Annotated in this window: 22 protein-coding genes, 2 tRNA genes and 1 riboswitch; of the genes, 6 read left to right on the top strand and 18 right to left on the bottom strand. The window is 60.9% G+C overall.

Annotated features, from left to right (window positions below):
* The first annotated feature begins 73 nt into the window (after positions 1 to 73).
* Together C7H85_RS11195 and C7H85_RS11190 are read left to right on the top strand one after the other, a co-directional pair.
* A complete protein-coding gene (locus C7H85_RS11195) occupies positions 74 to 1,219 on the top strand; it encodes a pyridoxal phosphate-dependent aminotransferase (RefSeq protein WP_106729789.1) in 1,146 nt (381 codons plus the stop codon).
* A complete protein-coding gene (locus C7H85_RS11190; protein WP_106729788.1) occupies positions 1,207 to 1,977 on the top strand; it encodes an amidohydrolase in 771 nt (256 codons plus the stop codon). Before C7H85_RS11195 ends, C7H85_RS11190 begins: the two co-directional genes overlap by 13 nt.
* 5 nt (positions 1,978 to 1,982) lie before the next feature.
* On the opposite strand, the gene glpX is transcribed toward C7H85_RS11190, so the two are convergent.
* Positions 1,983 to 2,951: a class II fructose-bisphosphatase gene (gene glpX, locus C7H85_RS11185; protein ID WP_106729787.1), complete on the bottom strand. Its 969-nt coding sequence runs from the start codon at positions 2,949 to 2,951 to the stop codon at positions 1,983 to 1,985.
* Positions 2,952 to 3,336: 385 nt separating this feature from the next.
* On the opposite strand from glpX, the gene C7H85_RS11180 reads away from it, so the two are divergent.
* A complete protein-coding gene (locus C7H85_RS11180) occupies positions 3,337 to 4,278 on the top strand; it encodes a sugar-binding transcriptional regulator (protein ID WP_245879648.1) in 942 nt (313 codons plus the stop codon).
* Between the two features lie 64 nt (positions 4,279 to 4,342).
* On the opposite strand, the gene C7H85_RS11175 is transcribed toward C7H85_RS11180, so the two are convergent.
* The 14 genes from C7H85_RS11175 to C7H85_RS11110 form a co-directional block, all read right to left on the bottom strand.
* Positions 4,343 to 5,092 carry an SDR family NAD(P)-dependent oxidoreductase gene (locus C7H85_RS11175; protein ID WP_106729785.1) on the bottom strand — a complete coding sequence of 250 codons (750 nt, stop codon included), beginning with the start codon at positions 5,090 to 5,092 and terminating at the stop codon, positions 4,343 to 4,345.
* The gene (locus C7H85_RS11170) at positions 5,076 to 5,939 is read right to left on the bottom strand and encodes a sugar phosphate isomerase/epimerase family protein (protein ID WP_106729784.1); all 864 of its coding nucleotides are present in this window, start codon (positions 5,937 to 5,939) and stop codon (positions 5,076 to 5,078) included. The genes C7H85_RS11175 and C7H85_RS11170 overlap by 17 nt, the downstream gene beginning before the upstream one ends.
* A gap of 12 nt (positions 5,940 to 5,951) precedes the next feature.
* Positions 5,952 to 6,893: an NAD(P)-binding domain-containing protein gene (locus tag C7H85_RS11165; protein ID WP_146140449.1), complete on the bottom strand. Its 942-nt coding sequence runs from the start codon at positions 6,891 to 6,893 to the stop codon at positions 5,952 to 5,954.
* On the bottom strand, positions 6,868 to 8,127 hold the full coding sequence (locus tag C7H85_RS11160; protein WP_106729782.1) for a TRAP transporter large permease: 1,260 nt from the start codon (positions 8,125 to 8,127) through the stop codon (positions 6,868 to 6,870). The genes C7H85_RS11165 and C7H85_RS11160 overlap by 26 nt, the downstream gene beginning before the upstream one ends.
* The gene (locus C7H85_RS11155) at positions 8,124 to 8,690 is read right to left on the bottom strand and encodes a TRAP transporter small permease (protein ID WP_158260087.1); all 567 of its coding nucleotides are present in this window, start codon (positions 8,688 to 8,690) and stop codon (positions 8,124 to 8,126) included. The genes C7H85_RS11160 and C7H85_RS11155 overlap by 4 nt, the downstream gene beginning before the upstream one ends.
* 130 nt (positions 8,691 to 8,820) lie before the next feature.
* Positions 8,821 to 9,792, bottom strand: a complete 972-nt coding sequence (locus C7H85_RS11150) for a TRAP transporter substrate-binding protein (RefSeq protein ID WP_106729780.1) — start codon at positions 9,790 to 9,792, stop codon at positions 8,821 to 8,823.
* A 92-nt stretch (positions 9,793 to 9,884) separates the two neighbouring features.
* Positions 9,885 to 10,868 carry a transketolase family protein gene (locus C7H85_RS11145; protein WP_210433631.1) on the bottom strand — a complete coding sequence of 328 codons (984 nt, stop codon included), beginning with the start codon at positions 10,866 to 10,868 and terminating at the stop codon, positions 9,885 to 9,887.
* Positions 10,869 to 10,909: 41 nt separating this feature from the next.
* Entirely contained in the window at positions 10,910 to 11,752 is an 843-nt protein-coding gene (locus C7H85_RS11140; RefSeq protein WP_106729778.1) for a transketolase, read from the bottom strand.
* Positions 11,753 to 11,818: 66 nt separating this feature from the next.
* A complete protein-coding gene (locus C7H85_RS11135; RefSeq protein WP_158260086.1) occupies positions 11,819 to 12,511 on the bottom strand; it encodes a FadR/GntR family transcriptional regulator in 693 nt (230 codons plus the stop codon).
* A 386-nt stretch (positions 12,512 to 12,897) separates the two neighbouring features.
* Positions 12,898 to 14,376: an aldehyde dehydrogenase gene (locus C7H85_RS11130; protein ID WP_106729776.1), complete on the bottom strand. Its 1,479-nt coding sequence runs from the start codon at positions 14,374 to 14,376 to the stop codon at positions 12,898 to 12,900.
* A 267-nt stretch (positions 14,377 to 14,643) separates the two neighbouring features.
* Positions 14,644 to 15,645: an ABC transporter permease gene (locus tag C7H85_RS11125; protein ID WP_245879647.1), complete on the bottom strand. Its 1,002-nt coding sequence runs from the start codon at positions 15,643 to 15,645 to the stop codon at positions 14,644 to 14,646.
* 17 nt (positions 15,646 to 15,662) lie between these two features.
* Positions 15,663 to 17,147 carry a sugar ABC transporter ATP-binding protein gene (locus C7H85_RS11120; protein ID WP_106729930.1) on the bottom strand — a complete coding sequence of 495 codons (1,485 nt, stop codon included), beginning with the start codon at positions 17,145 to 17,147 and terminating at the stop codon, positions 15,663 to 15,665.
* Between the two features lie 126 nt (positions 17,148 to 17,273).
* Positions 17,274 to 18,038: an SDR family oxidoreductase gene (locus C7H85_RS11115; RefSeq protein ID WP_106729775.1), complete on the bottom strand. Its 765-nt coding sequence runs from the start codon at positions 18,036 to 18,038 to the stop codon at positions 17,274 to 17,276.
* Between the two features lie 73 nt (positions 18,039 to 18,111).
* The gene (locus C7H85_RS11110; protein ID WP_106729774.1) at positions 18,112 to 19,110 is read right to left on the bottom strand and encodes a substrate-binding domain-containing protein; all 999 of its coding nucleotides are present in this window, start codon (positions 19,108 to 19,110) and stop codon (positions 18,112 to 18,114) included.
* Between the two features lie 478 nt (positions 19,111 to 19,588).
* On the opposite strand from C7H85_RS11110, the gene rpiB reads away from it, so the two are divergent.
* From rpiB to dhaL, 3 genes are all read left to right on the top strand, one after another.
* Positions 19,589 to 20,047: a ribose 5-phosphate isomerase B gene (gene rpiB, locus C7H85_RS11105; RefSeq protein WP_106729773.1), complete on the top strand. Its 459-nt coding sequence runs from the start codon at positions 19,589 to 19,591 to the stop codon at positions 20,045 to 20,047.
* Between the two features lie 105 nt (positions 20,048 to 20,152).
* A complete protein-coding gene (locus tag C7H85_RS11100) occupies positions 20,153 to 21,160 on the top strand; it encodes a dihydroxyacetone kinase subunit DhaK (protein WP_106729772.1) in 1,008 nt (335 codons plus the stop codon).
* Positions 21,160 to 21,804 carry a dihydroxyacetone kinase subunit DhaL gene (dhaL, locus tag C7H85_RS11095; protein WP_106729771.1) on the top strand — a complete coding sequence of 215 codons (645 nt, stop codon included), beginning with the start codon at positions 21,160 to 21,162 and terminating at the stop codon, positions 21,802 to 21,804. The genes C7H85_RS11100 and dhaL overlap by 1 nt, the downstream gene beginning before the upstream one ends.
* A gap of 54 nt (positions 21,805 to 21,858) precedes the next feature.
* Here the strand turns inward: dhaL and ribB are convergent, their stop codons facing one another.
* The 3 genes from ribB to C7H85_RS11080 form a co-directional block, all read right to left on the bottom strand.
* A complete protein-coding gene (ribB, locus tag C7H85_RS11090) occupies positions 21,859 to 22,527 on the bottom strand; it encodes a 3,4-dihydroxy-2-butanone-4-phosphate synthase (RefSeq protein ID WP_106729770.1) in 669 nt (222 codons plus the stop codon).
* 127 nt (positions 22,528 to 22,654) lie between these two features.
* Positions 22,655 to 22,812: riboswitch (FMN riboswitch) on the bottom strand.
* Positions 22,813 to 22,987: 175 nt separating this feature from the next.
* A tRNA-OTHER gene (locus C7H85_RS11085) sits at positions 22,988 to 23,079 on the bottom strand.
* 35 nt (positions 23,080 to 23,114) lie between these two features.
* A tRNA-Pro gene (locus C7H85_RS11080) sits at positions 23,115 to 23,191 on the bottom strand.
* Positions 23,192 to 23,195 lie beyond the last annotated feature (4 nt).

Here is a 23,195-nt window from a genome sequence, read left to right as displayed (position 1 = left end):
GCCATCCAAACGTCTCGATTGCCAAATAGGACGGCTCTGCTATATTGCCGTCATCAGTGACAAGGAGCATGCCATGCACCCGGACAGCAAACTGCCCGATCTGGGCACCACCATTTTCACCCGGATGAGCGCCCTGGCAACCGAGCACGGCGCCATCAACCTGTCCCAGGGCTTTCCCGATTTCGACGGCCCGGCCTTGCTGAAGGAACGGTTGAACCACCATGTGGCGAGCGGCGCCAACCAGTACGCCCCCATGGCCGGCACCCCGGCCCTGCGCCGGGCCATCGCCGCCAAGACCCGGCTGCAGCACGGTCTGGAGCCCGATCCTGAGCAGGAGATCACCATTACCGCCGGTGCCACCGAGGCGCTCTACGCCGCCATCACCGCCCTGGTGCGCCCCGGCGACGAGGTGGTGTGCTTCGATCCCAGCTACGACAGCTACGCCCCGGCGGTGACCCTGGCCGGCGGCCGCCTGGTGCGGCTGCCACTCGGCCCGCCCGAATTCCGGCCCGACTGGGCGCAGTTCCGGGCGAGCCTAAGCCCGCGCACCCGGCTGGTGATCGTCAACACCCCCCACAACCCCACCGCCACCGTCTGGCAGGCGGACGACTTCAACCAGCTGTGGCAGGCCATCGCCGATCACCCCGTCTTCGTGCTGAGCGACGAGGTCTACGAGCACATCTGCTTTACTCCCGCCGGCCACGGCAGCGTGCTGCACCACCCCAGGCTGCGGGAGCGGGCCATCGCCGTTTCCTCCTTCGGCAAGACCTATCACATGACCGGCTGGAAGGTCGGCTACGCCATAGCGCCACCGGCCCTCACCGAGGAGCTGCGCAAGGTACACCAGTACCTGACCTTTTCGGTCAACACCCCGGCCCAACTGGCCCTGGCCGATATGCTCGAGGCCCATCCCGAGCACTGGCGGCAGTTGCCGGACTTCTACCGGGCCAAGCGGGACCGCTTCGCCCGGGCGCTGGCGGGCAGCCGTTTCAAGGTGCTGCCGAGCCTCGGCACCTACTTCCTGCTGGTGGACTACGGCGCCGTCAGCGAGCTGGACGACGTGGCCTTCGCCCGCTGGCTGACCGAGCACGCCGGGGTGGCCGCCATTCCGCTGTCGGTGTTCTGCGCCGGCCCCTTCCCCCACCAGTTGGTTCGGCTATGCTTTGCTAAGCAAGATGCCACCCTGGACGAAGCGGGAGCCCGCCTATGCCGACTCTGAACCTCAGCCTGCTGCAACAGCCCCTGCACTGGCACGACGGCCCAGCCAACCTGGCCCATTTCGACGAACTGCTGGCCGGGCTGCACGGCCAGGATCTGATCCTGCTGCCGGAGATGTTCACCACCGGCTTCGCCATGGACGCCCCCCGCCATGCCCTGCCGGAAGAAGAGGTGATCGACTGGCTGCACGATCACGCCCAGCGGCTGCAGGCCATGATCGGCGGCAGCCTAGCCCTGGACACCGGGCAGGGGGCGGTCAACCGCTTCCTGCTGGTGGATCCCCACCGCCGAGTGCACCGCTACGACAAGCGCCACCTGTTCCGCATGGCCGGCGAGCACGAGCTCTACCGGCCGGGCAAGGACCGGGTAATAGTGGAATGGAAGGGGTTTCGGATACTGCCGCAAGTCTGCTACGACCTGCGCTTTCCGGTGTGGTCGCGCAACCGCAACGACTACGATCTGGCACTCTATGTGGCCAACTGGCCGGCGCCCCGGGCCCGGCACTGGGCCGCCCTGCTCACCGCCCGCGCCATCGAGAACCAGGCCTTCGTGGCCGGCTGCAACCGGGTCGGCCAGGATCCCAACGGCCTGAGCTACAGCGGCAACAGCCTGATCCTGGATCCCCAGGGCGAGGTGCTGGACAAGGCCGGCGACCACCAGGCCGCCGTGCTGCAGGCCGGCCTCAGCCTGGCCGAGTTGCGGGACTACCGGGAGCGCTTCCCCGCCTGGATGGACGCGGACGATTTCCGCCTCGCATAGCCCGGTTAATGCCGGGTGCGGATCCGTCGCACCGTCCCGCTCTTGCCGCAGATCACCATGGTCTCGGTGGTCAGCCGGCCGTCATCGTAGCGCTGCACCCCGCGCAGCAGATCGCCCTTGGTAATGCCGGTGGCCAAGAAGGCGATGTCATCGGAGCGCACCATGTCGCCGAGCCGCAGGGCCGCCCCCGCCGTGACCCCCATCTCCCGGCAACGGCGCGCTTCCAGCTCGCTGGCGGCCTGGTTCTCCGGGCTCTCGCCCTTGGCCTCGCGGCGCAGCAGCAGGCGGCCGTTCATGTCTCCACCCAGGGCGCGGGCCACGGCGGCGGAGATCACCCCCTCGGGCGCCCCACCGATGCAGTACATCATGTCGATGCCGGTGTCCGGCAGGCAGGCCAGCACCGAGGCGGCCACGTCGCCGTCGGGGAAGGCGAACACCCGGACCCCGAGCCGGTGCAGTTCGGCAATCACCGCGTCGTGGCGGGGCTTGGCCAGGGTGACCACCGTCAGCTCGGCCAGCGGCTTGTTCAGGGCGGTGGCCACCGCCCGTACGTTGTCGGCGATGGGCCTGTCGATATCGATGACCCCGCGCGCCGCCGCGCCCACCACCAGCTTCTCCATGTACATGTCGGGCGCCGAGAGAAAGCTGTCCCGCGCCCCCGCCGCCAGCACCACCAGGGCGTTGGCCTGGCCCATGGCGGTCATCCGGGTCCCTTCTATCGGGTCCACCGCGATGTCGACCGCCGGGCCGCCCCGGCCCAGCCGCTCGCCGATATAGAGCATGGGCGCCTCGTCGATCTCGCCTTCACCGATCACGATGCGCCCGTCGATCGGGCTCTGGCCGAGCAGTTCGCGCATGGCCACCACGGCGGCGTTGTCGGCGGCGTTCTTGTTGCCCCGCCCCAGCCAGGCATGGCCGGCCAGCGCCGCGGCCTCGGTGACCGTCGTCAGTCGATAGAGTAAATCCTGTTCCATAAAAGCCTCCCAGCCCGGACCCCGGCATCCACGATGCCCATCGGTAAAATCATCTACCCCGCTAGCCTAGCGCCGCGACTAAACAAATGTCAACAAACAAAACAAATGAACAAAATATTAAGACCTAGCCACTCCTATATTGGCTCCTGACACCATGGAAAAATATGGATACACAGATCAAATAATCGCATACATCGTCATTTTTGCTGATAAATGCGGAAATTTAACCACCAAAAGCAGAGTGGTCATTAGTTAACTATCAACACTTATGTTAACAATTAAGACCCGGGTCGCTTCTGTTGACCTGGCCGCTGAGGTAGAATGGCCGCCGGATCAACAGGGGAGACACATGGTGGATCGGCAGGAAAGCGCAGAAATCGCATTAATGACGGAAATCGCGACGCTGTATTACGTGGAAGGGGAAACCCAGGAAGCCATCGCCCAGCGCCTGGATATGTCCCGCATCAAGGTCGGCCGCATCATCAAGCGGGCCCACGCGGTGGGCATCGTCGACGTGCGGGTCCGGCACCACCCCTCGGTCAGCGCCGAAATCGAAACGGCGCTGATCGAACGTTTCGGCATCAAGCGGGCCCTGATCGCCCTGGATCATACCGACCCCGAACGGCAACGCTCGGAAGTGGCCTCCCTGGTGGCCGATCACCTCACCCGCAACCTGAGTGACGGCAGCGTGGTGGCGGTGGGCATGGGCCGCAACGTGGGCGCCGTGGCCGACAACGTCTTTACCGACGACAGCCACAAGTGCTCTTTCGTCTGTGCCATCGGCGGCTCGCTCAAGGCCGGCGAGTACATGAACCCCGACCATATCTGCCGGCGCCTGGCCGCCAAGTTCGGCGGCGACAGCGAAACCCTCTACGCCCCCGCCCTGGTGCAGCACCCCGAGCTGCGCCAGCAACTGCTGGAAAACAGCACGGTACGCCAGACCCTGGACCGGGCCCGCCGCGCCGACATGGCGCTGATCGGGGTGGGCGACATGAGCGAAGACAGCAACATGGTACGCATGGGCTGGTTCTCGCCCCAGGAAATCGCCGAAGCCCGGCTGCTGGGCACGGTGGGCGACATGATGGGCTACGACTTTATCGACATCCACGGCCAGACCTCCCAGACCAAGATGCAGGGCCGGGTGATCGGCCTGACCATCGGCGATCTGGCGCGCATCCCGGACGTGATCGCCATCGCCAGCGAGCAGACCAAGGCCGCCGGCATCCTCGGCGCCCTGCGCACCGGGGTTATCGACACCCTGGCCACCAGCTCCTCCAACGCCCTCACCGTGCTGAGCCTGGACGACGCCACCCGCAAGAAAGGCTGAGCCCTGCCCGTGAAAAAGGAAAGGACCGCCTGGCGGTCCTTTGGTCAGCGTCGGCGGGTTGCCATCAATAGATGTGCATGCCGCCGTTCACGTCGAGGGTGGCGCCGGTGATGTAGTCGGACAGATCCGAGGCCAGGAACAGGAAGGCCTTGGACACGTCTTCCGCCGCACCCAGGCGGTTGAGGGGAATGGTGGTCAGGATCTTTTCCTTCATCTCGGGGGTCAGCTTGCCGCCGGTGATGTCGGTCAGGATCAGGCCGGGGGTCACCGAGTTGATGCGGATGTTGTGCACCCCGAACTCCCGGGCCATGGCCTTGCCCAGGCCCAGCATGCCGGCCTTGGCGGCGCTATAGTGCGGGCCGCCGAAGATGCCGCCGCCGCGCTGGGCCGACACCGAGGAGGTGTTGATGATGGCGCCGCCGTTCTGGCTCACCATCTGCGGCAACACCGCCTGGGACATGTACAGCATGCCGCGCAGGCTGACGTCGGTGACCTGCTCGTAGTTCTCCGGGGTGATCTCCAGGGTCTTCAGCGGCTGGGTGATGCCGGCGTTGTTGACCAGCACGTCGATGCGGCCGAACTTCTCCAGCACGGCGGCGACCGCCTTATCGCAGGACGCCTTGTCGGTGACGTCGCAGGCCACGCCGAAGGCGCGCTCGCCGACGGCCTTCGCCGCTTCCTCGCTCTGGGCCTGGTTCAGATCCAGGATGGCCACATAGGCGCCGTGCTGATGGAACAGCTCGGCGGTATTGCGGCCGATGCCGCGGGGGCTGGCGGCACCGGTAATGACACACACTTTATTTTCCAGCAACATGGTCTGTCTCCTTTAAGACATCGTCAAGAAAAGTCAGGGATTTCAGCAACTCGTTTTCAATTTCCGCCAGCGGCAACAGCGTGGCCTTCTTGTAGGGTTTGGCGTCGTTATTGCGCAACAGCCGGAACGGCAGCTCCAGGCTGAATGACAATTCGGGAAAAGCGGCCTCGATGGCCGGCAGCAACCGGATGAAATCGATCTGGCCTTCGCCCAGGGCGCAGAAATGGTATTTTTCATCGCGGTAATAGGCGTCCTTGATATGCAGGTGCTCGCAGAACGGCAGCGCCTGCAGGGTATCGGCCACCGGATCCAGCCCGGGGCGGTGGGAAATGATGTTGCCCACGTCGTAATTGATGCTGAACACGTCCCGCTCCAGCCGCGCCAGCAGGGCGGGGATGTCGGCGGCGCTGTTCAGGATGTTGTCGACCCGGTCGCCGGGATTCTCCAGGCAGACCCGCAGGCCGTGCTGGCGGGCGATGGCCGCCATGTCCGGCGCCAGCGCGAAGAAGCGCTCGGCGGTGGCCAGGGTGGCGGCATTGGTGACGAAGCGGGAGGCGCCGAGCTCGGCGGCGAAGCGGGCCCGCACCTCGAACTGGGCCAGCGCGTCCTCGTCCCCCAGGTTGATATGGCCGGAGAAGGTGGGGCAGCGCTGCCCCAAGGAGTTCATCAGGGCCACCAGCTCACGGGCATAATCCCGGCTCAGATCGGCGTCGGTAAACTCGTTGACGTAGCCCTTGATAAAGGCCAGCTCCACGTTTTTGATGCCGCACCGCTGCATCGACTGCAGGATGTCGGGCATGGGGTAGCCGTCGTAAGCACCGGTGCTTACGGAAATATCTCGTCCCATTGAATGCTTCCTTTATGCTTGGCGATTGCCGTTAATCAGGTCGTAGCTCTGGATCACCTGGCTGTCGTCCGCCTGGCCCAGGCCGCGGCCGGCGGTGGCGAGGAACATCTGGTGCGCCGCCGCCGCCAGCGGCAGCGCCGCCCGGCTGTCGCTGCCCGAGGCCAGCACTATCCCTAAGTCCTTCACGAAAATGTCGATGGCGCTGGTCACCTCCGGATCGTCCCGCAGCATGCGCGGCCCCCTGTCCTTCAGCATCCAGCTGGATGCCGCCGAGCCGCTCATGATCTCGAGCAACACCTGCAGATCCACCCCGGCCTTGCGCGCCAGGGAAAAGGCCTCGGCCACCGCCGCGATGTGCACGCCGCACAACAGCTGGTTGACGGTCTTGACCACGGCGCCCTGGCCCGGCTCCTCGCCCACGTGGAACACCTTGTCGCCCATGGCCCGCAACACGGGAGCGATCCGTTCGAATATCGCCGCCGGCGCCGCCGTCATGATCGACAGGGTGCCGGCCCGGGCACCGACCACGCCGCCGGACACCGGGGCATCCACCAGCTGGCGGCCCGCCCTACGTACCCGTTCCGCCAGCCGGGTCACCACCGCCGACGGACAGGTGGCCATCAATACCACCACGGCCTCGTCGGCCAGGGCCTCGAGGGCGCCGTCCTCGAACAGCACCTGTTCGGCCTGGGCCGCATTGACCACCATCAGCACCAGGGCGTCGGCGCCGGCCGCCGCGTCCCGGGCCGAGTCGCAGGCCCGGCCGCCGGCCTGGCGCAGCGCCGCCAGCGCCTGTGGGTTCATGTCGAAACCGGCCACCGGAAAGCGTGCCGCCAGCAGGTTACTGGCCATGGGCAGGCCCATGGCGCCCAGCCCGATAAAGGCTACCTGATTCATGTATTGCTCCTTGCCGCGTCGTCCGGCGGTGTTAATAAATGGTGAAGGCCGGCACATAGGAGATCAGCAGCAGCACCGTGATCGCCACCAGGTAGAAGGGCCACAACTCCCGCACGATGCGGCCGATCTTCTCCTTGGAGATAGCCGCGGCCACGAACAGGGTGGTGCCGATGGGCGGGGTGAACAGGCCGATGCTCAGGTTCACCGCGATCATGATGCCGAGCTGGATGGGATCCATGCCGATGCTGTTGCCCACCGCGACCAGGGTGGGGCCGAGCAGCAGTATGGCCGCCGGCAGATCCAGGAACATGCCGATGCACAACAGCAGGATGTTCATGGCCAGGATGATCATCCAGGGGCTGGAGAAGGCCTGCTGGGCGTAGCTGGCGATCTGGTTGGGCACCTGCTCGGTGATCAGCACATGGCCGACCAGGTTGGAGGCGACGATCACCAGCATCACGATGCCGGTGGTCAGGGCGGTGCCCACCAGGGCGCCGATCACCCGCTTGACGGTCAGGTCCCGGTAGATGCACAGGCTGACCACCAGGGCGTAGGCCACGGCGATGACACTCACCTCGGTGGGGGTGGCGATGCCGGCGCGCAGCAGCACCACGATAAACAGCGGCATGGCCAGGGCCGGGGCGGCGAACAGCAGCGCCTTGAGCAGCCCGCGTACCGAGAAACTCTCTTTCAGCAGCGGGAAGCCGCGGAAGCGCCCGGAGAAATAGCACACCATCATCATACCGCCAGCCAGCATCACCCCCGGCAGTATGCCGGCCACGAACAGCGAGGCGATGGAACTGTTGGACACCAGGGCGTAGAGGATCAGCGGGATGGAAGGCGGGATCAGCCCGGCGATCACCGACGACGAGGCGGTCACCGCGGCGCTGAAGGCGCCCGGATAGCCTTCCCGCTTCTGCCAGGGGATCAGCATGGAGCCTAGGGCCGAGGCTTCGGCCACCGCCGAGCCGGACACCCCGCCGAACACGGTGGAGCCCACCACCGTCACCTGGCCCAGGCCGCCGTGAAAGCGCCCCACCAGGTAGGCGGCAAAGTCCACCAGCTTCTTGCCCAGGGTGCCGGACATCATCAGGCTGCCGGACAGGATGAAGAAGGGAATGGCCAGCATGGGAAAGCTCTGGGTGGGCTGGAACAGCTTCAGCACCGCGATCACCGCGGGCGCATCGCCGACGAACAGCACCGCCGCCCCGGCGCTGATGATCAGCGCATAACCGACCGGAAACGCCAGCAGCATCAGCAGCGCAAACAGCACAATCATTAACGACGTCATTCTGCCACCTCGGATTTGGTCATACGGTTATCGAAGGCCGAGGGATCGGCCAGCCACCACAGGATATTGGTCAGGGCGGTCAGGGCGATGGCGCCGAAGCCGTATACCAGCGCCATGTAGGCGTAGCTGGACGAGATCCCGGAGATGGGGAATAACTGCTTGCCGGCAATACGTACCACCTCCACACCGATATAAGAGAGATAACTAAAGGTCACCACCACCACCAGCTGCATCACCAGCATCAGCACCCGGGTCACCGGAATGTTGAGCAGCCCGAGGACGGCATTGACCGCCACATGCTGGCCGCGCTGGGCGGCGGCGACGATGGCCCCCATCACCAGCCAGGGAAAGAGCAGATTCGGCATTTCCGCCGGCCAGCCCAGGCTCTGGGTGGTGAGGTAACGCACCACCACGTCCGCCCCCAGGAACAGGAACAGCGAGATGATGGCCGCCATGAAGATACCGATGGCGGTATATTCGGTGGCCTTGTCCAGTCCACACAATAATCGGATACCGGTACTACTGCATGATGGTTGATACACGAGTTTTCCCTGTACGTTCATTTTCCGCCTCCTTGTTGAGAGGGTTGCAAGTCCCCATTTTTCCATCCACCCGGCGAGCCAGGAGCCATGGAAAGAAAGGGACTCAGGAAACCAGGCAGGTCAAGGCGGGGAGCGACTCCCCGCCCCCTGCTTACTGCTGGGCCGCCTCGGCGACCATCAGCTCCACCAGTTCCGGATACTCTTTTTTCCACTTGTCGTAGACCGCCTGGGTGGCCTCGGCGAAGACCTTGTGGTCCACGCTGTTGAACTGCACCCCGGCCGCCTCCATTTCCGCCCGCAGCTGGGATTCCTGCTCGACGAAGGTATTGCGGTTGAACTCGCCGGCTTCCATCGCCGCTTCCTTGACTGCCTTCTGGTCGGCCTCGGACAGGCCGTCCCAGACGATCTTGCTGGCCAGGAAGGGCGTGGCCTCGTATTTGTGGCCGGTCAGGGAGATGTACTTCTGCACCTCATAGAGTTTGGAGGAATGGATATTGGCCAGCGGGTTTTCCTGGCCGTCCACCACCCCCTGCTGCAGCGCGATGTACAGCTCGGAGAACGCCATCGGCGTCGGGTTGGCGCCCAGGGTCTGGAAGATGTCCACGGTCATGGTATCGGGCGGCGTTCTCAGCTTGACGCCGGCCAGATCCTCGGGCTTGGTGATGGGCCGCACGTTGTTGCTGACATGGCGGATACCGTTGTCCCAGAACGACAACACCACCAGGCCTTCGCGTTCGGCCAGGGCACCCAGCTCCTCGCCCACGGGGCCGTCCAGTACCCGCCAGGCTTCCTGCTGGCTGGAGAACAGGAACGGCAGGCCCACCAGGCCGAACTCGGGGATCACGCTGGAGGTGGTACCCTGGGAGTTAGCGCTGAAGGCGATGGCGCCCAGGCGCATGGAGGTGATGGCTTCGCTGTCTTCACCGAACTGGGCGTTGCCACCGACTTCGACCTTGATGCGGCCGTCGGTTTTCTCTTCCACCAGCTTGGCGAACAACAGGGAGGCGTCGGCCTTGGGATTGCCGTCCGCGGCGTTGTGGGCCACCCGCAGGGTTTGCTGGGCCCACACCGGGGCGGAGGCGAGCGTGATAGCCAGTGCGGCGGTAGTCAGTACCTTTTTCATATCACAATCCTTACTTTCGGTGAGTTAATGTCCATATTTCACATAATGGCCCGGAATACCGGGGCATCCCGGGCCCCATGTCGGTTGCCGGCTCAAAGCCACTGTCGGGTCTGAGCCACGATGCGATTCACGGAAATGCCGTATTTGTCGTGCAGGGTGGGCAGGGCGCCCGCGTCCAGGAACTGGTCCGGCAGGGCAATTTGGCGGAACGCCGGGGTCACGCCCGCCCGCAGCAGGGTGCCGGCCACAGCCTCGCCCAGGCCACCGATCACCGAGTGGTTTTCCGCCACCACCACCAGCCGTCCGGGCCTGGCCGCCTCCCGCAGTATGGTGGCTTCGTCCAGGGGCTTGATGGTCGGCACGTGCAGCACCGCCGCGTCCACGCTGTCCTGCTGCAGCCGCTTGGCGGCCTCCAAGGCGCGCATGGTCATGAAGCCGGAGGAGATGAACAGCACCTCGCGGCCGTCGCGCAGCAGCTTGGCCTTGCCCAGTTCGAACTGGTAGTCGTATTCGTCCAGCACCAGCGGCACGTTGCCGCGCGGCAGGCGCATGTACACCGGCCCCTGGTGCTCGGCGATGGCCGGCACCGCCTGCTCCACGTCCAGGGCGTCGCAGGGATCCACTATGGTCAGGTTGGGCATGGCGCGGAAGATGGCCACGTCGTCCGTGGCCTGGTGGCTGGGGCCATAGCCGGTGGTCAGCCCCGGCAGGGCACTGACGATCTTGACGTTCAGGTTCTCTTCGGCGATGGCCATGCAGATGAAGTCGTAGGCCCGGCGCGAGGCGAACACCGCGTAGGTGGTGGCGAACGGCAGGGCGCCTTCCCGCGCCAGGCCGGCGGCGGCGCTCATCAGCAGCTGCTCGGCCATGCCCATCTGGTAGAAGCGCTCCGGATAGCGCTGGGCGAAAATATGCAGGTCCGTGTATTTGGCCAGGTCGGCGGTCAGGCCGACGATGTCCGGGTTGCTCTCGGCCAGCCGGCTCAGGGCGTGGCCGAAGGGGGCCGGAACCGTCTTTTGTCCTTCCTCGGCGATGGAGGCGATCATGGCCGAGGTTTTCAGGCGAACTTTACTCATGTCAGTGTCCTTGTTATCCATTCACGGCAGATAAAACGTCGTTAGCGAGCCTGGAAACCGGCATCCAGCGCCGCCAGGGCCAGCTCCCATTCCGCCGGCTCCACCCGGATGAAGTGGGTTTTTTCCCGCTGCTCGAGGAAGGGCACACCCTGCCCCATGCGGGTGTCGCAGATGATGACCCGCGGCCCCTTGACCTCACTGTGGCGGGCCCGGTCGAAGGCCTGGCTGACCGCCGCGATGTCGTTGCCGTTGACCCGCTGCACCTGCCAGCCGAAGGCCTGCCATTTGTCGGCCAGGGGTTCGAAGTTCAGGATCTGGGTCGAGGGGCCGTCCGCCTGCTGGTTGTTGACGTCGACGATGGCGATCAGGTTGTCCAGCTGCCAGTGGCCGGCGGACATGGCCGCCTCCCAGGTGGAGCCTTCGTTCAGCTCGCCGTCGGACAGCAGGTTGTAGATGAACGCATCGGAGCCTTTTCTTTTCAGCCCCAGCGCCATGCCCACGGCGATGCCGAGGCCCTGGCCCAGGGAGCCGCCGGTGATCTCCATGCCCGGGGTATAGGAAGCCATGCCCGACATGGGCAGCCGGCTTTCATCGGAGCCGTAGGTTTCCAGCTCGTCTTCCGGCACGATTCCGGCCTCGATCAGGGCCGCATAGAGGGCGATGGCGTAGTGGCCGATGGACAGCAGGAAGCGATCCCGTCCTTCCCATTCGGGATCGTCCGGCCGGTAGCTGAGCGCCTGGAAGTAGGAGACCGCCAGCACGTCGGCGATGCCCAGGGCCTGGCCCACATAGCCCTGGCCCTGGACTTCCCCCATGCGCAGGGCGAAACGGCGAATATGGTAGGCTCGTTGTTCCAAGCTGATACCGGCATGTTCCTGTTGCATAAATAACCTCTTGTGTTCGGGCAAACAATTAAGCCAAACCCCGGCAAGCCGCCATGGCGCGGCGGCTCACTCCGCCGAGGTAAACCAGTTGATCCTTTCCTTCGACTCTTGGTCCCACACCCGGAAGTGGGTATCCATGGCCTGCTTGGCCGCTTCCGGATCCCGCTTGCGCAGGGCTTCAATCACCGCCACATGGCTGCCGTTGGTTTTCTCCATCGAGCTCTGCGACTGGCGCACCAGCACCCGCCGGCGGTGCACCACTTCCTTCAGTACCGACGCCAGGCCCTGGATGATCAGGATGATGACCGGGTTCTGGGTCATGTAGGCCAGGTGGCGGTGAAAGTCGTAGTCCGCCGCCAGGCTCTCGTTGACGTTGCTGTTGTCGTTCATCACCGCCAGCAGCCCTTCCAGCTTGACGATGTCGGCCTCGGTGGCCTTGCTGGCCGCGCTGTAGGCGATTTCCCGCTCCAGCATTTCGCGGGCGCCTTCGAGCGCGTCCACCGAGATGTAGCCGAGCCGCAGGGCGATATCGAAGTAGATCTGTACGAAGGCCGGCTGGGGCATCTGCAGGAAGGTGCCGCTGCCGCGGGTGCGCCGGATGAAGCCCAGGTTTTCCAGGGTAGCCAGCTGCTCCCTAACCATTGATCTCTGAACACCCAATTGTTCAGCCAGTTTTCGCTCAGGAGGCAGCCGCATCCGACCCTGATCATCGGTTTCTGCCGTGGCCAGCACCTCTTTCAGGCGTTTGAATGTGTCCATTTTGCTATCTCCCATACTGGCCAACCTCATTGGTAGTACCAATCCATGAGTAAAATGTAACAAAAGAATCACAGGTAGACAAATTTTCACGGAAAAAATAAATCAATAAAAATCAAATATATATAAAATATATGTTAATTAGTTATATTTTTAGTGATCTGGATCGCACTAAAATTGATCGCCTTGGTAGTACCAAATTAGGGCTTTTGTCAGCGACAACGAGGAAGAAAGGAAGGATGACAGGCAACAACCCAACATTGGTTCACAATCACAAACTAAAGATCAACCGTGCGCCGACGAGGGAGTACGCGCATGTCCGGATGGCGACCGTGGGCCACGCGCAGGAAATGGATGTGCCGCCGGCAGCAAGGCCGGCGGTGGATGACTCAGCGAATAACGAAAGGATCGGGCACGTCTTCCGCCGTCGATAACCACACCGACTTGGTCCTGAGGTATTCGCGCAACGCATCCTGGCCACTTTCCTTGCCCAGGCCGCTCTGCTTGAAGCCGCCGAAAGGAGTGAGGTAGCTCATGGTGCGGTAGGTATTGACCCAGACCGTGCCCGCCTCCAGCCGGTCCGGCAGGCTCAGGGCCCGGCGCAGGTCCTCGGTCCAGAGACCGGCAGCCAGGCCGTAGGGGCTGTCGTTGGCGATGGCCACCGCCTCCTCTTCATCCTCGAACGGAATGATCGACAGCACAGGGCCGAACACCTCCTCCCGGGCGATACGCATGCGGTTGTTCACTCCGGCGAAGATGGTGGGCTCCACGAACCAGCCCTGGCCGAGCTCCGGCGCGCCGGGCCGTCCGCCGCCCAGCAGGCACTCGGCCCCCTCCGCCCTGGCGATGTCGATGTAGCCGAGGATCTTCTCCAGCTGCGGCAGGTTGGTGACCGGCCCCACCTGGGTGTCCGGGCTCATGGGATCACCGAGCCGGGCCTTGCGGGCGAAAGCCAGCAGCTGGTCGACGAACTCGTCGTGGATGGCGCGCTGCACCAGCAGCCGGGAGCCGGCGACGCAGGTCTGGCCGCTGGCGGCGAAAATACCCGAGATCACGCCCTTGACCGCATTCTCCTGGCGGGCATCGGCAAAGACGATATTGGGCGACTTGCCGCCCAGCTCCATGGTGACCCGTTTCATGCCCCGGGCCGCCGCCTGGTAAATCTGCCGGCCGGTCTGATCCGACCCGGTAAAGGCCACCTTGGCGACTTGCGGATGTTCCACCAAAGGCGCTCCCACTTCGGCGCCGAAACCGGTGACCACGTTCAGCACCCCGGGGGGAAAGCCGACCCGCTCGACGATGCGCACGAATTCCAGCAGGGAAGCGCTGGTGTATTCCGATGGCTTGAATACCACCGTATTGCCCGCCGCCAGGGCCGGCGCCAGCTTCCAGCTGGCCAGCAGCAGCGGCGAGTTCCAGGGGATGATGGCCGCCACCACCCCCACCGGCTCATGCCGGGTGTAATTGAAATGACCGGCCTTGTCGGTGGGGATCACCGCCCCCTCGATCTTGTCGGCCAGGCCGCCATAGTAGTAGTACCACTGGCGCAGGTAACGGGTCTGGGCGCGCATTTCGGCATAGAGCTTGCCATTGTCACGTACCTCTATGCCGGCCAGAAAGTCGGCCTGGTCGGCCAGCGCATCCCCCAGCCGGCGCAGCAGCTCCCCCCGGGCACTGGCGGTGAGCCCGCGCCAGGCCGGATCCCGCAGGGCCCTGGCCGCGGCGGCAACCGCGCAGTCCACGTCCGCCCCGTTACCCCTGGGGAGCCGCGCCCAGGGCTGGCCGGTATAGGGATTGAATGACTCAAACCACTCGCCGGACAGGGACTCGACCCAGCGTCCGTCGATATACATCCGATATTGCTGCATGGATCACTCCTATATGAACAATGTGTTGGCGCCACCCAAAGACGGCGTCGTCAAGGGCCCTCGCCTGCGGCTCAGGCTGGCTGCCAATGACGCTTTCGAAGGCGGTCCGGGGGCAGGAAAACACCCGCCAGGAGACGGGATCGAGGTGTTTCAGCGGAAGTGTGCTTCGCCAGCGGTCAATCCGTTTGGGATGAGAGGATGACTTAGTCGCTTGAGCATAGTGAGTGGTGAGGGGAATCAAGTGGTTCCCCTCTGTCAGCATAGTTCTCAGTCTCGAGACAGACGGGAACGATCCAGCATCACCGCCAGTACGATGATGGCTCCTTTCACCACCTGCTGATAGAAGGACGAAACCCCCATCAGGTCGAGGCCATTGTTCAAAACACCAATGATCAGAGCACCAAACAATGTTCCCACTACGGTACCTACACCGCCGGCAAGGCTGGTGCCACCAATCACGACAGCGGCGATAGCATCAAGTTCATAGGCAACACCAGCCTGGGGCAAGGCTGCCGAGGTCCGGGCCGACAGTAACAGGCCGGCAAGTCCACAGAGCAAACCTGAAATGGCGTAGACACTGAACAGGACCCAACGCACCCGAATGCCCGAGGTTCTGGCCGCTTTGGGGTTACCGCCTACTGCATAAATGTACCTGCCGTAGGTGGTAAACTTCAGGATTGCCCAACAGATAAGGAAAACGCTCAGAAACAGCACAACCGGCATCGGTATGCCCAGCAATTCGCCCTGGCCGATAAACCGGAAACTGGTATTCAAATTGGAAATGGGCATCCCGTCGTTGTAGATGTAAGTCAGACCCCGGGCCATACTCAACATCCCCAAGGTCATCACGAAGGGAGGAATGGCAAAGCGTGCAATCATCAGCCCGTTGATCGACCCCAGGGCAAGCCCCACACCCAGGCCCAGGATGACGGGAATGAAAACTGATGTGTTCCCTGCCCCGGTCGCAAAACTCGCTGCCACCATGGCGGCACAAGCCACCATGGAACCAACCGACAGATCGATTCCCCTGGTCAGAATAACGAAGGTCATTCCCAACGCCAGAATACCATTGATAGAAGTCTGGCGAAGTACGTTAATGATATTGTTCGTTGTCAGAAAATAAGGACTAATCATGGCCAGTGCTGCACACAGCACAAAAAAGGCGATGATGATGCCATATTTCGAAACAAAACTTCCCAATGATGCCAGGGTCTGATGACCACCTTTTGCAGGTGCAGGAGTGCCTGATACTTTCGCGTCCATAAACATTACCACTCTTCCTTTAATTAAGATGCCAACTTAGCCAAGTTTTCCTGTGTCAGTCCGTCACCCTTCAGTTCACCGGTCATCTTGCCACGTCTGAATACGATCACTCGGTCGCACATTCCCAGTACCTCTGGTATTTCCGATGACACCATAATGATGGCCTTCCCATCTCGGGCGAATTCCGACATAAAGTGATATATTTCTCGCTTGGCTCCCACATCCACTCCCCGGGTCGGCTCGTCAAGCAACAGTATGCAGGGCTCCGTTTTCATCCACTTGGCCAGAACCACTTTCTGCTGATTGCCACCGCTCATATGTTTCACGGCCAGTTCCCTAGATGCGGCCTTAACGCTGAACTGAGTGACCAACCGATCTACAGATGCGACTTCCTTGGTTCGCTGGACTACCCCCAAGCGGGAAACACTATGGAGTGAAGCCAAAGAAATGTTGTCTTTAACAGACCCCTCCAGGACCAGGCCGCTGCCCTTGCGATCCTCTGTGACGAGAGCCATACCAGCCTGCATCGCAGCCTTGGGCGAAACCGGAACGAATGGAGTTCCTTTTACCGAGGCATAACCTTCATCAAGCTCAAAGGTACCAAAGAGCGTCTCGAGGAACTCGCTCCGACCTGCACCCATCAGCCCGAAAATACCCAAGATTTCTCCGTCATACAGCCTCAGGCTGATATCCTCGAATACCGGCTTTCTGGTAAACCCATTGACCTCTAGCAATATATTTTCATTGGGCGTATTAAACTTGGTAAACTCTTCCTCCAGCTCTGCCCCAAGTATATTATTAATCAATGTTCGGCGATCTATCTCCGTCATTTCCCCCGATTCAATAAACTGCCCGTCACGAAATATCGTGTATTCATCCGCGATTTGATAAAGCTCATTCATCCGGTGAGACACATAAATAATACTCGTACCTCTTGTCTGAAGACGGCGAATAGAGGAGAACAACAGCTCTGCTTCCTTTTCGCCAATCGCGGAAGTCGGCTCGTCCATGATGATTATTTTAGAGTTGTACGATATAGCTTTGGCGATTTCAACCAGTTGTATCTGGGCTAGACTGAGTTTGCTCATCAGGGTTCGAGGTGATATATCAAAATGCAAGTCCTGCAGCAACTGCTCGGCATCACCAAACATTTTTCTGTAGTTGACAATGAACCCGGATATTTTCGGTTCTCGCCCAAGATACAGATTTTCAGCTACTGTCATGCCAGGTACCGGCTCCAGTTCCTGACTGATGATGGAGATACCTGCGTCCAGCGCATCGGACGGGCCAGAGAAATGAACGGGTTTCCCCTCGATATAAATATCGCCAGCATCACGCTGCAACAACCCCATCAGTATATTCAGAAAAGTAGATTTTCCGGCACCATTACCACCACATAGGGCATGAACACTACCCCTCCTCAATTTCAGGCTTCCATTCCTCAGCGCAGGCACACCAGAAAAAGACTTTTTTATGGATTTTGCTTCGAGTAGATATTCTTCATTCATGATGTACCTCCTAGTCAACCAATCCATTACGCGCCATTACCGATGATTCCACAACCCGTAGCATGAATTATGGTCAGTGATTATCCTCGCCTCCTTCATGGAATAAATCATCTGGTCATTACTTCATCACTGGATGGTATAACCACCATCGATAATCATATTGGCTCCTGTTACCATACCGGCCATATCGCTTGCCAGATACACTGCCGATGCGGCAATTTCTTCGGGAACAGCAAACCGTCTGACGGGTATTTTTTGTTTCATGATCTCACCTACTTCGCCTTCCCAGGCTTTTTTCCCTAGCTCTGTCAATACCACAGTCGGAGAAATAGCATTCACAGTAATGCCGTACTGTGACCACTCCAATGCCAGCACTTGAGTCAGCGATATGACCCCCGCCTTGCTTACACAATAGGCAAGGTGTTTATCCAAGGCGATCACTCCCGCTTGGGAAGCAAGGTTGATAATACGGCCATATTTCTGGGATAGCATTACATTTCCAACCGCCTGACAAAGCATAAACACACTCTTCAGGTTTACATCTAGCGTTCTGTCCCACTCTTTTTCCTGGTAATGCTCGGCAGACTCCAGAGAGACGATACCTGCACTATTCACGAGAATATCAATTCGGCCAAATTTTTCGATGACCAGCTCAATTGCCTTGTTGATCTCGTCTCTTTTCGTGACGTCCAAGCGAACGGAAAAAACATTCTCCTGCCCCATGCTTTCGGCAATCTCATGAACTTTTTCGCTAATATCAAACAGAACAACCCTGGCACCCTTTGCTATATATGCCTCAACAATGGACTGTCCTATGCCGGCAGCGGCACCCGTCACAATGGCAACTTTATCTTTGAGGGAAAAACTATAATCGGCAATGGATGAACTCATAACCCTACTCCTATAAGGATATCTCAACAGGTAAATAGGTCCAGGCAGATTACATAGTCTGCCTGGCCATTCATCACCTCTTGCTCAGCAACTCATCTACGTTATCGGGGGTAACAGGTGTCCAGGGAACGTTATAGTGATTACTCTTCCCCTCATTCCATTCCATTTCGCCGGCATAAAGCTCCCAAATGGATGACATTGGCTTATACTCCGCACCTTTTGCTCTTGCCAAGGCAACATCGATGGCACCTTGCGCCTGTGCTTCCGCATCCTGCAGAACGGAAACCATGGTTCCGGACTTCACCGCGTTAAGAGCGTCGGTCACACCGTCCACACCAGCTACCGCAAAGTCTTCCACCTTGAGTCCGGCAGCCGTGATCGCTTCAATCGCGCCCAACGCCATTTCGTCATTTTGTGCAATGATTCCATCAATTTCACCTTGGTGAGCGGTCAACCAGTTTTCCATCAGGGACAGAGCTTCGGCACGTGACCAGTTGGCCGTACGTTGCTCCAGCACGGTAACATCCGGGTTTTTATCTAGCACATTCTTGATACCGGCCCCACGATCAACTTGGGCTGACTGCCCTATGGGCCCGTCCAGGATCACCACATTTCCTTTATTGCCGATCTTTGAAAGAACAGCCTCGGCCACCATTTCACCGGCTTTGACGTCATCCGAGCCCACAAAGGAAGCCAGCATATCGGTGTTACAACGGGTATTCGAGCCAATGACCGGGATATTGGCCGCGCTAGCTTTGGCAACGGAGCTGATGCAGGCATCGGCATCGATGGGAACGAAGATGATGGCGTCAAACTGGCGCGTAATCATGGTGTCAAACTGGTTATCCTGTACCAAGGCGTCATAACGACCATCAAATACGGTAACCTCTGCGACACCGGATTTAACGGCTGGATGCTGTTGTGCTGCATTGCTCCAGAGCTGCATGAATTCTCCTTGTAGCCCGTATACAGCCGCGCCGATGCGCACCGGCTCCTGAGCCAGGGTCGCCGCACTGAACAGAGTGGCCGCTGCCGCCGCAAATACCGTTTTCAGATTCAAGCTCTTTTCCATATCGCTCACCGTCCTTCCATATAAATCAATATCTTAGATGTTTACCTCACAGTCCTGCCGCATCAACGCAACAAGTCGCTTCCTTCACCCAGAGAGTCACCATGCCGAGCAGTTAAACACGCCATGACCTTCCGTAGTTCTAGAAAAATCTAATACCTGTCATTTGAAACATCAATGAACCTTTGCTCCATCCGTGACGCCGATCATATTTTTAACAAACCGCTCGTAGAGGAGCATCCCTTTACCCAACAAGAGCACAAACGGAGATGATTCCGCTATCTAATTGATGTTTATGATTAATTTTTTCTCTTATGACGCCTCTAATACATCGGATCGGATAAGCCACAGGACATCTCAACCAGAACAATAGAACACAGCCAACACAAAAGTATTCACAACAGCATCTTGTTGGCTTAGACTGAAACCATCAAATGAAACACTAAGTGAACAATTGAACAGGCATCACCGGGGGCTTACCATGATCACCAAGAAGATTGCTATCGGCTGCGACGATGCGGCGGTGGAGATGAAAAATACGCTCAGGCAGTACCTGATCGGGCAGGGCTTCGAGGTCACCGACTTCGGGGTGGAAGCCGGGGTCAGCGTGCATTACCCTGACATCGCCTACCAGCTGGCCACCTCGGTCAGGAGTGGCGCCCAGGAGCTGGGCATACTGTGCTGCGGCACCGGTATCGGCATGGCCATCACCGCCAACAAGGTCAGCGGTATCCGCGCCGCCCAGGCCCACGACACCTATTCGGCCCAGCGGGCGCGCAAGAGCAACGACGCCCAGATCATCACCCTGGGCGCCCGGGTGGTGGGCATCGAGCTGGCCAAGGAAATCGTGCACGCCTTCGTCACCTCGGATTTCGAGGCGGCCCGCTCCGGCCCCAAGGTGGAGCGCATCCGTTACTATGAAAACCTCGACAAACAGTAACGGGCTCACGGCTCGCACAGAAGATGGATTACGGGCATCGGGGATTCGCATATAGTCCCTCATGACTCAGAGACCGATTAAGCAAGGAATGACAGGAGTGTTCTAATGCAGCGCATCATCAACGATCCGGATCTGGTAGTGGAAGAATCGGTACTGGGCTACGTCAAGGCCCACCCCCGGCTGCTGGCCCATACCGACAACCCGCGGGTGCTGAAGTACCCGGGCAGGGTGGCCGACAACAAGGTGGGGGTGATCACCGGCGGCGGCTCCGGCCACGAGCCGGCCTTCCTCGGCTACGTGGGCAAAAACCTGCTGGACGCGGTGGCCGTCGGTGAAATCTTTTCCTCCCCCACCGCCATCAGCTTTCTCGATGCCGCCAAGGCCGCCGACCGGGGCGCCGGGGTGGCCTGCCTGTACGGCAACTACGCCGGCGACAACATGAACGTCAAGATGGCCACCAAGATGGCCGAAAAGCAGGGCATCACCATCAGGACGGTGGTGGCCAACGACGACGTGGCCTCGGCCCCCGCCACCGAACTCGGCAAGCGCCGGGGCGTGGCCGGCGAGATCCTGATGTGGAAAATTGGCGGTGCCGCCGCCGCCCGCGGCTACGATCTGGACGGGGTGATCCGGGTGGCCCAGCGCACCATCGACCAGACCCGCAGCATCGGCGTGGGCCTGTCTTCCTGCGTGATCCCCGCGGCCGGCAAGCCCAACTTCCATATCGAGGCGGGCACCATGGAAGTGGGAATCGGCCACCACGGCGAGCCGGGTATCAACGTGACCGCGCTGGCCCCCGCCAACGAGATGGCACGCATCATGGTGGACACCGTGGTGCCCGACCTGCCCTTCGGCGCCGGCGACGAGGTGGCGGTGCTGATCTCCGGCCTCGGCGCCACCCCCAACAACGAGCTGCACATCCTCTATTCGGCGGTGGACGAACTGCTGCAGGAAAAGGGGATTCGGGTGCACCGCAGCTACGTGGGCAACTATTTTACCTCGCTGGAAATGTTCGGTGCCACCCTGACGGTACTGAAGCTGGACGACGAACTGAAACAACTGCTGGACCTGCCGGCCACATCCATTGGCCTGACCCAGGTGGAGGAAGACTGATGAGCACATTCAACAATTTGCACGGCAAGCAGTGCGTGCTGGAGATCTGCGACAAGATTATCGACAACAAGGCCTACCTGAGCGAGGTGGACGGCCTGATCGGCGACGGCGACCACGGCATCAACATGGCCAAGGGCTTCAACCTGTGCAAGAACGATCTGCAGGCGCTGGACACCGTCACCCTGGATCAGAGCTTCTCCATCCTGGCGAACATCCTGATGGGCTCCATCGGCGGTTCCATGGGCCCGCTCTACGGCAGCATTTTCTTCGGCATGGCCTCGGCCATCGAGGGCCGGGACAGTATCGATGCGGAGCAGTTCGACGTCATGCTGCGCGAAGGACTGGCCAGCGTGCAGGAGATCAGCAGTGCCCAGGTGGGCGACAAGTGCCTGATGGATGCCCTGGTGCCGGCGGTCGATGCCTTTTCCGCCGCCCTCGCCGCCGGAGACGGCTTCGCGGATTGTCTGGAAAAAATGGCGGCCGCCGCCCAGGCCGGCAGTGAGTCCACCCAGGATCTGGTGGCCAGGATCGGCCGCGCCAGCCGGCTGGGCGAACGTTCCCGCGGCGTGCTGGATGCCGGCTCCGTGTCCTGCGCCATGATCCTGGGCACCCTGGCGGGCGCGGTGACCAAGCGTCTGGACTGAGCTTCCCCCCCCCTTGATGACAAAAGGGCCGGCATCTTGCCGGCCCTTTTCCGTTTAGCCGGCCTCGGCCAGCAGTTCGCGACGGTATTGGACGATGTCCTCGATGGTCAGCACCGGCATGTCGTGCCGCTTGCCGAAGGCCACGATTTCCGGCAACCGGGCCATGGAGCCGTCCTCGTTGGTCAGCTCGCACAACACCCCGGCGGGCCTGAGCCCCGCCAGTTTCATCAGATCCACGGTGCCTTCGGTGTGGCCGCGCCGGCTCAATACCCCGCCAGGCTGGGCCTTGAGGGGGAAGATATGGCCGGGGCGGGCCAGATCCGCCGCCCGGGCGCCGTCGGCGATGGCGACCTTGACCGTGGTCACCCGGTCGGCGGCGGATACACCTGTGCTCACCCCTTCCTTGGCCTCGATACTGACGGTGAAGGCGGTCTGGTTCTTGCTGGAGTTATCGACCACCATCGGCGGCAATTCCAGCCGGCGGGCCAGCTCGTCGGTGATGCACAGGCAGACGATGCCGCTGCATTCACGGATCATCAGCGCCATCTGCGCAGAAGTCAGGCTCTCGGCCGCATAGATGAGATCGCCTTCGTTTTCCCGGTCTTCATCGTCGACCACCAGCACGCCCAGCCCGGCTTGCAGGGCGAGCAGGGCGCGTTCCACCCGTTCGATGGGGGTACCGAATTCGGCCAAAAGAGAAGGACTTTGAACAGACTGATTCATGGTAAAAGCTCCTGTTGCTACCAGAATCAGGGCATGGGAACGGAGGCCCTCCCCTGGGGAAAGCCTTTCAGGATACCGGCAAAACGACGATGCGACACCGCCGCCCAGGGGCAACGGAGGCCGGCTCCCTTATCCTCTTCCATCCGGACTATCACCGTCGGCTCTGGCGTCTCACCAGATCTGCTGACCCCGGCCACAGGCCGGGCGCTCGCGGGCTCGCTGCAACAACCTGGGGCTGCACAACATACCGCCGGTGGGGACTTTCACCCCGCCCTGAGAATAAGTTAATCAATAAGGTTTACCGCCAAGCGGCCGGGCTATTGTACGCCGACCGGGCAACTTTTCAAATGTTAAGCGAGGTATCAGAGGAACAGGTCGAAAAAGTCAGGGGAAACGACGGCCGCCGGAAATTTGGAAAGGAAAAAAACAAAAAATCCGACGCAAACGTCGGATTCAATGGTGGTCGGCGTTGCAGGATTCGAACCTGCGAAAATCCTCTGGTCCCGCTCATATTAAAAACACGGATGCGCTGCCAAGCTGCGCTAAACACCAGAAACGAAAAAACCGACCATCGGTCGGTACAATAATGGTCGGCGTTGCAGGATTCGAACCTGCGACCCTCTGGTCCCAAACCAGATGCGCTACCAAGCTGCGCTAAACGCCGATAA

The sequence above is a fragment of the Zobellella endophytica genome (assembly GCF_003012775.1).
Lineage (GTDB): Bacteria > Pseudomonadota > Gammaproteobacteria > Enterobacterales > Aeromonadaceae > Oceanimonas > Oceanimonas endophytica.
This window is presented reverse-complemented; position numbering and strand designations above follow the sequence as displayed.